The organism is Thalassotalea litorea (assembly GCF_043642205.1).
GTDB lineage: Bacteria > Pseudomonadota > Gammaproteobacteria > Enterobacterales > Alteromonadaceae > Thalassotalea_A > Thalassotalea_A litorea.
Genome location: NZ_JBHZSG010000042.1, coordinates 21254 through 31502 on the forward strand (window position 1 = coordinate 21254; position 10249 = coordinate 31502).

Consider the following 10249-nt stretch of genomic DNA (forward strand, 5'->3'; position numbering starts at 1 on the left):
GTTGACTACTCTTACGCGCTTACTGCTAACGTTTTGTCTGACCGTTATTGTAAGTTTTGTTGTCCGCGCCGATGATTTTCGCCCCGCGTCATTAACAGTTGAATGGCAACAGGACGCTATCTATCAGGTGACGCTAAAAGTCCCGGTTAAGCAACAGCAAATGCCGATGTTAACTGTAACGTTTGATCCACAGACTCAAAATATATCTGAACCTATTCAACACATGCAGGGTGCAGCACATCTGCAAATATGGAAAATCTCTCGCTCATCAGGGCTGGCTGGCATGGCAATGCAAGTCGATGGTCTTCAAGGATCCAATTACGACCTTATCGTACGGTTTATCAGTCCCTCGGGAGCATTGCACAATGCGATTTTAAACACCGAAATGACTCAATATCAGGTACCGGATACGCTCGAACCATCGACCATGACGGTCATCGTTAATTACCTTGCGTTAGGGTTTGAGCATATTCTTATCGGTTTGGATCATTTGCTGTTCGTTCTGGCATTAATACTCATAATCCCGAGTGTAAATAAACTGATCTGGACGATTACATTTTTCACCTTTGCCCACAGCCTGACTCTGGCCGCGGTAACCCTCCACTGGTTCAGTTTGCCGTCAAGGGCAGTCGAGACAATTATCGCCCTGTCTATTGTATTTCTAGCGCGAGAAATGGTTTTAATTCACCGCCATAAACCCAGTATTACCGCCCAGTATCCCTGGCTGGTGTCGTTAAGTTTTGGTTTATTGCATGGTATGGGCTTTGCTGGTGCACTGGGTGAGATAGGCATCCCTGAAAATGAAGTCATTATCGCCTTACTGGCATTTAATATCGGCGTGGAATTTGGTCAAATATTTTTCATTGCGAGCGTACTGTTGTGTACCCGAATGCTTAGAAAATTACCGAACAATTGGCTTTATCCAGGCAGGCTTATCCCCGCATATATCATAGGCACCGTGGCAAGCGTCTGGTTTATGCAACGCTTACCCATACTTTAGCTTGAGCATAATCGATGCTTTTTCGCGGTAACGAGTCATTGACTCGTTTACAGAATGACCCGGTAATTTCTTATGCAGTGCTTATACCAATCACATAAAATTATTGCTCACTCAGTGAGAATTTAAAGGCTTTTAGACAAGGCTTTGATTGCAGAGAATGGTTATTCCGCTCTCAAAAACAGCCAAAACCAGCCAAAATCAGTAACACAGGATAAACGCCTCTAAAACTCCCCGTAGGGAGTTAGTGAGAGGACCATTTCCTGCCCTATATTTCAAATTAGCTGAATTCGTAATGCAATTGATAACTATGCCCCTGCTCCGACTGAATAATGTCAAGGGTGCCTGTTATTCCGGTTAGTGCGCCATGACCGGAGCCTTCAACAATTTGAATCTGCAACTGTTGAGAGTCAGGAGACATCAGTCCTTGATGCAATAGAGTAAAGCCCCCTTTTTTATCCGCCAAAGTTCCGGTAAATTCCTCGATAGCTGCATAGGCCGCATGACCATCGGCTGTCCGTTTACTGATCATTTGACCATTGCCTATCCCACTTAGATCGCCAGCATAGGTTTTAGTGATGATAATCCGACCTACTGGCGCTATATCATCCGCTTGTGGTTCCATGGTGATCTCAAAATTCCCTGTCGCTTTCATACGCTTCCTCAATGATGAATGAAAAATGCTATGTCACTGAAACACACGACCTCTACATAGTTCATGAAACTGGTCAACGGATCAGCAAACAGTCAAAATAATGTTACATCATTAAATGGTTTGAATCGCATATCAAGATGATTTTAATAAATTTTCACCTCATAATAAAACAAGGTACACGGCATTGAGAAAGGGTCTATGAGCACACAATCAAACTGGGAAGATATTCTTTTACTTGATAAACAATTGAGTGAAGATGAACGGATGATCCGCGATATGGCTCGGGATTTTTGTCAGGAGCAATTACAACCTGGCATTTTAATGGCAAATCGTGAAGAGCACTTCGATGCCAACATAATGCGTAAGTTTGGCGAGGTTGGCCTACTTGGCGCGACCATCGATGGCTACGGATGCTCTGGGGTTTCATACGTATCCTACGGCTTAGTTGCTCGTGAAGTGGAAAGAGTCGATTCTGGTTACCGTAGCGCGATGAGTGTGCAATCGTCCTTGGTGATGCACCCGATATACACCTGGGGCAGTGAAGCACAAAAACAAAAATACTTACCGAAACTTGCCAGCGGCGAGTGGATTGGTTGTTTCGGCCTAACCGAACCGGATGCAGGTTCCGACCCTGCGGGCATGAAAACCCGGGCGAAAAAGGTAGCCGGCGGTTACCAGCTAACAGGTAGCAAGATGTGGATCACGAACTCGCCGATTGCCGATGTATTTGTAGTCTGGGCCAAAAGCGACGCCCATGATAACCAGATATGCGGCTTTGTCCTTGAAAAAGGCATGTCCGGGCTATCGGCACCAAAGATTGAAGGCAAGATGAGTTTAAGAGCCTCGATTACCGGTGAGATCGTCATGGATAATGTGTTGGTTCCTGAAGAAAACATGTTCCCGGACGTACGCGGATTACGCGGCCCATTCAGTTGTTTGAATATGGCACGTTATGGAATTTCCTGGGGCGCTATGGGCGCCGCGGAAGATTGCTGGCATCGAGCACGTCAGTATGGTTTGGATCGCCATCAGTTTAATAAACCTTTGGCTCAGACTCAGCTATTTCAGAAAAAGCTGGCGGATATGCAAACCGAAATCACCTTGGGCTTACAGGCATCTTTGCGAGTCGGTCGTTTGATTGATGATAAAGATTTTGATCCGACGATGATATCAATGGTAAAACGCAATAACTGCGGTAAAGCCCTTGAGATTGCCCGCATGTCCCGCGATATGCACGGCGGCAACGGGATTGCTGATGAATTCCATGTAATTCGCCATATGATCAATCTGGAAACGGTAAATACTTACGAAGGCACCCACGATATTCACGCTTTGATCTTAGGTCGTGCACAAACGGGATTGCAGGCGTTCTTTTGATGCTCTGACAACATGGCTGTGGGGCTATGGGTTTACCAAGCCCCTAAAACAACAACGCCTAAAACAACCACACCAAAAACAATTGCGCCAAAAACAATAAGCAGTGACCAAACTCATTAATAGCAACACCAGATTCAGTATTTTAGCCTTCCTTAATCCCTGTTGTAACACCTGCAAATTGCCGAGCGACCTGAAGGGGTTATACCAATCTCAATCTCGCGTGCCAAGACAGGCAACTTAACCTAACCACCAATCACACCCAAAAAAGACACCTGGATATTGCCTATATTTATATGGGATTAATTGTGTAAGCACATTGCTCTGACCTACAACTTGTATATACAAGAAAGATCGTCTATGATCCTCGGCACACAAGATGTATATACAAGTGAATTCCCTTCAGATTTTGCTCTATGCTATATAATTCATGTGACGATGGCTTCAACGATATTGTCAAAAAAGGTGCGACGCTGTTATGACCACGCCAAAATTTACCCAAATTAAAGATCATATCCGTGGTCAGATTGAATCTGGTGAATTACCTGAATTGGCGCGTGTGGCTTCAGAAAATGAACTGGCTGATCAGTTTCAGGTTTCAAGAATGACTGCCCGCCGGGCATTGCAGGAGCTCACCGAAGAAGGTGTGCTTAGCCGAGCTAAAGGTGCCGGTACCTTTGTCGCCAGCTTCAAGTCTCAGTCGTCGGTGTTGCAAATCCGCAGTATCAAAGATGAAATTAATGAAAATGGCGGGGATTATTCTGCGCAATTATTGCAGCTTACTTCCCTTGCAGCCAATGAAGAAATCGCCAACAACCTGCACATAGCAATCGGCAGCAAAGTGTTTCAGTCGCTTATATTGCATAAAAATAATGACCTGCCGGTGCAACTGGAACAACGCTTTGTTGATGCTGGCTTATTACCGGACTACGGGGAACAAGATTTCCATCGGATAACTCCCCATGAATACCTGTCAAACGTTGCGCCCCTGACCGAGGCCAGCCAGGAAATTTACGCGGTCGTTGCCAAAGGCGAGGTTTGTGAATACTTGCAAACGCCAGAGCAATCCGCCTGTTTACAAATAAAACGCCGCACCTGGTCCAGAACCGGTGTGGTGTCATTCGCCATTTTAACCTCACCAGGGGATCGTTATCGCCTTGGTGGGCATTCTGTTTTTAATTAAGTAGTAGGAGAGATCATGTCTTCAGACCCTCGTCTCGATAAATCACGTGTTATTCGTGCCGATCGCGGTAGCGAAATCACCGCAAAAAGCTGGCTGACCGAAGCGGCTAAACGTATGTTAATGAACAACTTAGATCCAGAAGTTGCCGAGCATCCGCAATCTTTAGTTGTTTACGGTGGTATTGGCCGAGCCGCTCGAAACTGGGCGTGTTATGACAAGATTATCGAAGTATTGAATCGCCTGGAAGATGATGAATCCTTACTGATCCAATCGGGCAAACCGGTTGGTGTATTTAAAACTCACAGTGATGCGCCTCGTGTGTTGATCGCTAACTCTAACCTGGTACCTACCTGGGGTAACTGGGAACACTTTAATGAGTTAGATAAAAAAGGCTTAATGATGTACGGCCAGATGACCGCTGGTTCCTGGATTTATATTGGCTCACAGGGCATCGTTCAGGGGACATATGAGACCTTCGCGGCGATGGCGAATCAACATTTTAATGGTGACGCCACAGGTAAGTGGGTACTCACTGGTGGCCTTGGTGGCATGGGTGGTGCACAACCATTAGCCGCAACCATGGCAGGATTTTGTGCGTTAGTGGTGGAATGTGATGAAACCCGAATCGATTTTCGTTTAAAAACTCGCTACGTCGATAAGAAAGCCACCACGCTTGATGAAGCATTAAGCATGATTGATGAAGCTATCAGTGATGGTAAAGCGATATCGGTTGGACTTTTAGGCAATGCCGCAGACGTATTCCCTGAGCTGGTAAAACGTGGAGTCACACCAGATGTGGTAACCGATCAAACCTCAGCGCATGATCCTTTAAACGGCTACCTGCCCCAGGGTTGGACCATGGAATATGCCGCCAACATGCGAGCTAAAGACGAAGCTGCGGTAGTCAAAGCGGCAAAACAATCCATGGCCGTTCAGGTTCAGGCAATGCTCGACCTGCAAGCCATGGGCGCTGCAACCACAGATTATGGTAATAATATTCGTCAGATGGCATTAGAAGAAGGTGTGAAAAACGCCTTTGATTTTCCGGGTTTTGTACCTGCTTATATTCGTCCATTATTTTGTGAAGGTATCGGACCATTTCGTTGGGTCGCACTTTCAGGAGATCCTGAAGATATTTACAAAACTGATGCAAAAGTTAAAGAGCTTATCCCGGATAACCCGCACTTACATAACTGGTTGGATATGGCTAGAGAACGCATCGCTTTCCAGGGACTGCCGGCTCGCATTTGCTGGGTAGGCCTTAAAGATCGTGCTCGTCTGGCACTGGCATTCAATGAAATGGTGAAAAACGGTGAGCTAAAAGCGCCTGTTGTTATTGGTCGCGATCATTTAGATTCAGGCTCTGTTGCTTCACCAAACCGTGAAACAGAAAGCATGTTAGACGGTTCCGATGCCGTATCTGACTGGCCGTTATTGAACGCCCTTTTATCCACATCAGGTGGTGCAACCTGGGTTAGCTTACATCATGGTGGTGGTGTTGGTATGGGCTTTAGCCAGCACGCCGGTGTGGTGATTGTTGCCGATGGTACCGATGCAGCGAAAACTCGCTTATCCCGCGTATTGTGGAATGACCCGGCAACTGGTGTCATGCGTCATGCCGATGCCGGTTACGATATCGCTATTAATTGTGCAAAAGAGCAAGGTCTCGATTTGCCGATGATCACGAACAAATAAGGAAACGTACCATGTCAAAATTAAACATCGTTTCCGGTCAGCTAACATTAGCCGATCTTCGCAAAGTAAGCCGTGAAGCGGTTAATGTATCCCTTGACCCGAGCTGCTTTGAAGCCATTAACAAAAGCGCTGAAGCGGTTCAGAACGTTATCCGAGAAGACAAAGTGGTATATGGGATTAATACGGGCTTTGGCTTGTTGGCCAATACCCGAATCAAAACCGAAGAATTAGAGTTACTGCAACGTTCAATCGTATTGAGTCATGCAGCTGGCTACGGCGAGCCCATGGATGAAGCAACGGTTCGTCTTATGATGGTACTGAAGATAAATTCATTATCTCGCGGTTTCTCTGGTATTCGTCTGTCGGTAATCGAAGCCCTGATCAGCTTAATCAATGCACAGGTTTATCCATACGTCCCCAAACAAGGCAGCGTCGGTGCTTCCGGTGATTTAGCACCATTGTCACACATGGTTTTACCCTTGCTCGGCGAAGGTGAAGTGATTCACAAGGGACAAGTGATCAGCGCCGCTAAAGGCTTGAAAATTGCCGGTTTAACACCGGTGACTCTTGCTGCAAAAGAAGGCCTGGCCTTACTAAATGGTACCCAGGCGTCTACGGCGTTTTCCCTAGAAGGGTTATTTAAGGCTGAGGATTTATATGCGTCCAGTACCATGGTGGGAGCCATGAGTGTCGAAGCCGCAATGGGTTCACGTGCACCTTTTGATCACCGCGTCCATGCGATTCGTGGCCAAGTTGGGCAAATCGATGCCGCAGCGGCCTATCGTCATATGTTAAGTGATAGCTCTGAAATCGCGCAATCGCATATTGATTGTGAAAAGGTTCAGGATCCTTATTCATTGCGCTGCCAACCGCAGGTAATGGGCGCCTGTTTAACGCAGATTCGTCAGGCCGCCGAAGTTCTGTTAGTCGAAGCCAATGGTGTGACTGATAACCCTCTGGTATTTGCAGATGATGGTGATTTTATTTCCGGTGGCAATTTCCATGCGGAACCGGTTGCCATGGCCGCCGATAATCTGGCCATTGCGATCAGTGAAATTGGCGCATTATCTGAACGTCGTATGGCGTTGCTGATCGATGCCAGCCTAAGTAAATTACCGGCATTTTTGGTAGAGAATGGCGGTGTTAATTCTGGTTTTATGATTGCTCAGGTAACCTCTGCAGCACTGGCATCAGAAAACAAAACACTGGCGCATCCTGCATCTGTCGACAGTATGCCAACGTCGGCAAATCAGGAAGATCATGTGTCCATGGCTGCCTTTGCGGGTCGTCGCTTAGCAGATATGGCGAATAACACCTTAGGTGTGATTGCCGTGGAATATCTGGCGGCGGCTCAGGGTCTGGATTTTCGCGCGCCACTCAAGGGTTCCGAGAATGTTGAAAAGGCTAAAGCAGCATTGCGTGCTAAGGTTAGTTATTACGACAAAGACCGTTACTTTGCTCCGGATATTGAAGCGGCCAGCAAGTTATTGGCAAGCGCATTTGCCCACGATTTAATGCCAACCAATACCGTTCCAAGCGTATAAAGGTTGCATAATGATTGAAAAAGCCCGGTATTTACCGGGCTTTTCTGTATGTGCATAAGAAGAAGCTTTCGAAACCCTCCTCCTTCGAATGGCATATTCTACTGGGCAGAGATTTAGGACACCCACCAATTAATTTTTCGAATTAGACAAATGAATATCCGAACTTGCTGGTAGTCTTTAAAATAGTGGGTATCCTCAATTCAGATATAAATAATTAGCGGAGGTTTTTTGTCATTTGTACGGGTGCCAGGCTCGTGCCATTTTGGGTTGTAAAAACACTTCGACCAGTTTCAGAAAAGCCATGTCGTTTGTAAAACTTGACAGCATTTAATGATGAATCCAAAGCCAAAACATTAAGATTTTTATCTTTTGCTTGTTGCAGCAAAAATTGCGTCATATTTTCACCAACTTTTCGCCCTGAAAAATCAGGATGCACAAACAACGCCATCAGTTTGCTGTTAGCGATATCTAAAATCCCGAAAGCGATAATCTGATTCTCAAGTGTCAAAAAATACTGCTGGTACCCTTTACTTTGATTTTCCATAAATCGCTCTGGCCTGGGACATCCAGCCCAACCTTCAAGCTGCTCCTCGGTATAAGCATTGCAGCACAACCGAGTTGCTGACAAGCGAAAAAGTTCATCCATTTCTGGGTAATCATCAGGTTTTGCTTGGCGGATCATTGCCTTCAACTCTTTGTTCTCTTTTGCAGACATGATGACCTAATTTAGGATGGTTTTGGCTAGCAAGAGCCGTAATTGCCTGATAAATTGTTTGTTATTAGTTTGGCTATATAAAAGTTCGACAGGGATGGCAGTTTTGTTAAGATATTTTTTAGCTTTGCTATTAATAAGTTTTGAAGCTACATCTTGTGGCGATCAGCAACCTAGCTTTTATCCTTTCGCTAAAACATTAGATGTGGATATGCGAAGCTACAAAAATCCCGACATAAAAACGATTGAGTTACTTTCTCCCATTCGAAAAAAAGATATGTATTTGAGTAGCGTCACTATAGAGGTGGAGAATGATTGGGTAATGAATATCGACTTCAGGGAAACCGCTGACTACCAAGAGGAATATTATCGCTCCACCTTTACGTTACATCAAAAATATTTGGATAAAGCTACAATTACCCTCAGTTACAATACAACCAAGAAAGATCGTTCTAGCCTGGCGTTCTTTGCCAATTGGAAAATTTATTCATTGACTGAATTATTAGAAAGGCGAAGTAAACCTGAAGCTCCCATGTACCTTTTATTTCCACCACCACCCCGCACTCAAGAAGAAATCACAGTGCGGGAATTTATTCAGTCGCTTTTTGCCAGCACTGATTAACGATTAGCAAAACCTCAAGGAAAAACCATGTATTATTTCGCCTACGGTTCAAATATGTCTATCTCCCGTTTAGGTGCCAGAGTACCTAGTGCCAAAGCCATCGGTACCTGTACTCTTGCAAAGCATGACCTGCGCTTTCATAAAGCCAGTCATGATGGTTCGGGAAAATGTGATGCTCACTTTACCGGTGAAGATTATGACAAAATTTACGGTGTTTTATTTGATATCGACCCAGCGGAAAAACCGAATTTAGACTGGGTTGAAGGTGTTGGCAAAGGTTACGACATTAAAGAGGTAGTGATCACCGACAGTTCGGGACAAAAACTATCCGCATTCACTTATGTGGCAACGGATATTGATGCAACTATGCTCCCTTATTTTTGGTATCGAAATCATGTGTTAATCGGCGCTAAAGAGGCCAATCTACCTAGCTCTTATGTCGACAGAAAAATTTCCAGTATTAATGCGATAGATGATCCAGATTTAGTACGAAATGCTCGAGAATTTGCCATTCATGATTAAACATAGGGCATCCCTCTCAGTTCAAAATCATACCACTTCAAACATATACAAAGTGACCATGGAAACCGTGTTATTCAGCATATGAATAAAAATAGGTACATAAACATTACCGGTTTTTAAACGCGAATAGCCCAACAGCAGCGCCAGAGAAAACACCATAGTCAATTCCAATGCGTTATACTGGCCATGAATCAAGGTGAAAATGGTAGCGGTAATAAGTACCGTGCCCGACTTACCCAACGCCGTATGCTCAAGCCTGCCAAACATAAACCCTCGAAACACAATCTCTTCAAAAACCGGTGCCACGATACAAATCGCCAGAAACAATAGCCAGATATTGTCGGTTGTCGCTTTTAGGCCAACCATAAACTCCGGAGTTTCAATTTCCAGGGTTGCATTTACCGTCCACCAGATGCCGATAAAGACCGCTGTGACTAGTGCCCAGTGCAACAATTGTTTCGCTGAAGGTCCAGACTGCAATCCTAATAGGGCGTTTTTATCCGGTACCGGAGTTCTGTATGCGGCATAAAACACCCATGGCAAGGTTACTATTGCCATGCCAATGCCCATCATCGCCGTTACATCCCCATCCATAATCCAGGCATTAATATCGGTGATATTTAACACCGCGCCTGCATAGATGCCAACAACGATTGACAGCAGCAAAGTCGGAATATACAACAATGCCATCCAACCCAAGGTGGTGAAGATGTATTTGTGTTCGGTTAAGTGCTCCTGTGCGGTTGACCGATGACGAGAATTATCTGGCGTTAAATCATGGGCCATATCCGACTCAGTTGATGGCTTCGTTGGTTTTTCATTCATTGTTTTTCATCCCTGAATTCAAATTATCGCTCTGTCATCCAGTATAATACCAATCACATTAAGTTTGTGCACAACTCAGAGTTAGGGCAGAGGTTCAGTTACCACATAGATTTTATTGAT

10 protein-coding genes are annotated in these 10249 nt (G+C 45.1%); 7 read left to right on the forward strand and 3 right to left on the reverse strand.

The features are described 5' to 3' along the window. Position 1 precedes the first annotated feature (1 nt). Positions 2 to 1000, forward strand: coding sequence for a HupE/UreJ family protein (locus ACHUFQ_RS14380; protein ID WP_394176538.1), 999 nt, complete (start codon positions 2 to 4; stop codon positions 998 to 1000). A gap of 277 nt (positions 1001 to 1277) precedes the next feature. Here ACHUFQ_RS14380 and ACHUFQ_RS14385 read toward each other — a convergent pair whose 3' ends face one another. After that, positions 1278 to 1652 carry a DUF3224 domain-containing protein gene (locus tag ACHUFQ_RS14385; protein WP_394176539.1) on the reverse strand — a complete coding sequence of 125 codons (375 nt, stop codon included), beginning with the start codon at positions 1650 to 1652 and terminating at the stop codon, positions 1278 to 1280. 198 nt (positions 1653 to 1850) lie between these two features. Here ACHUFQ_RS14385 and ACHUFQ_RS14390 point away from each other — a divergent pair, with 198 nt between their 5' ends. The 4 genes from ACHUFQ_RS14390 (at position 1851) to hutH (ending at position 7448) form a co-directional block, all read left to right on the forward strand. Beyond that, positions 1851 to 3029 (forward strand): acyl-CoA dehydrogenase, encoded by a 1179-nt coding sequence (locus ACHUFQ_RS14390; RefSeq protein WP_394176540.1) that lies wholly within the window; start codon positions 1851 to 1853, stop codon positions 3027 to 3029. Positions 3030 to 3504: 475 nt separating this feature from the next. Then, the gene (gene hutC / locus ACHUFQ_RS14395) at positions 3505 to 4209 is read left to right on the forward strand and encodes a histidine utilization repressor (protein ID WP_394176541.1); all 705 of its coding nucleotides are present in this window, start codon (positions 3505 to 3507) and stop codon (positions 4207 to 4209) included. A gap of 15 nt (positions 4210 to 4224) precedes the next feature. Then, positions 4225 to 5904, forward strand: a complete 1680-nt coding sequence (gene hutU, locus ACHUFQ_RS14400) for a urocanate hydratase (protein ID WP_394176542.1) — start codon at positions 4225 to 4227, stop codon at positions 5902 to 5904. Positions 5905 to 5915: 11 nt separating this feature from the next. Beyond that, a complete protein-coding gene (hutH, locus tag ACHUFQ_RS14405) occupies positions 5916 to 7448 on the forward strand; it encodes a histidine ammonia-lyase (protein WP_394176543.1) in 1533 nt (510 codons plus the stop codon). Between the two features lie 214 nt (positions 7449 to 7662). On the opposite strand, the gene ACHUFQ_RS14410 is transcribed toward hutH, so the two are convergent. After that, positions 7663 to 8163 carry a GNAT family N-acetyltransferase gene (locus ACHUFQ_RS14410; RefSeq protein ID WP_394176544.1) on the reverse strand — a complete coding sequence of 167 codons (501 nt, stop codon included), beginning with the start codon at positions 8161 to 8163 and terminating at the stop codon, positions 7663 to 7665. A 94-nt stretch (positions 8164 to 8257) separates the two neighbouring features. On the opposite strand from ACHUFQ_RS14410, the gene ACHUFQ_RS14415 reads away from it, so the two are divergent. Both ACHUFQ_RS14415 and ACHUFQ_RS14420 read left to right on the forward strand, forming a co-directional pair. Then, on the forward strand, positions 8258 to 8782 hold the full coding sequence (locus ACHUFQ_RS14415) for a hypothetical protein (RefSeq protein WP_394176545.1): 525 nt from the start codon (positions 8258 to 8260) through the stop codon (positions 8780 to 8782). A 27-nt stretch (positions 8783 to 8809) separates the two neighbouring features. Then, positions 8810 to 9304, forward strand: coding sequence for a gamma-glutamylcyclotransferase family protein (locus ACHUFQ_RS14420; protein WP_394176546.1), 495 nt, complete (start codon positions 8810 to 8812; stop codon positions 9302 to 9304). Positions 9305 to 9331: 27 nt separating this feature from the next. Here the strand turns inward: ACHUFQ_RS14420 and ACHUFQ_RS14425 are convergent, their stop codons facing one another. Continuing rightward, entirely contained in the window at positions 9332 to 10129 is a 798-nt protein-coding gene (locus ACHUFQ_RS14425; protein ID WP_394176547.1) for a CPBP family intramembrane glutamic endopeptidase, read from the reverse strand. Between the last annotated feature and the right edge of the window lie 120 nt (positions 10130 to 10249).

Excerpts from the sequence above, each read along its gene's own strand:
- ACHUFQ_RS14385 (WP_394176539.1), bottom strand. The coding sequence starts at position 1,652 with ATGAAAGCGACAGGGAATTTTGAGATCACCATGGAACCACAAGCGGAT.
- ACHUFQ_RS14390 (WP_394176540.1), top strand. The coding sequence starts at position 1,851 with ATGAGCACACAATCAAACTGGGAAGATATTCTTTTACTTGATAAACAA.
- hutC (WP_394176541.1), top strand. The coding sequence starts at position 3,505 with ATGACCACGCCAAAATTTACCCAAATTAAAGATCATATCCGTGGTCAG.
- hutU (WP_394176542.1), top strand. The coding sequence starts at position 4,225 with ATGTCTTCAGACCCTCGTCTCGATAAATCACGTGTTATTCGTGCCGAT.
- hutH (WP_394176543.1), top strand. The coding sequence starts at position 5,916 with ATGTCAAAATTAAACATCGTTTCCGGTCAGCTAACATTAGCCGATCTT.
- ACHUFQ_RS14410 (WP_394176544.1), bottom strand. The coding sequence starts at position 8,163 with ATGTCTGCAAAAGAGAACAAAGAGTTGAAGGCAATGATCCGCCAAGCA.
- ACHUFQ_RS14415 (WP_394176545.1), top strand. The coding sequence starts at position 8,258 with ATGGCAGTTTTGTTAAGATATTTTTTAGCTTTGCTATTAATAAGTTTT.
- ACHUFQ_RS14420 (WP_394176546.1), top strand. The coding sequence starts at position 8,810 with ATGTATTATTTCGCCTACGGTTCAAATATGTCTATCTCCCGTTTAGGT.
- ACHUFQ_RS14425 (WP_394176547.1), bottom strand. The coding sequence starts at position 10,129 with ATGAATGAAAAACCAACGAAGCCATCAACTGAGTCGGATATGGCCCAT.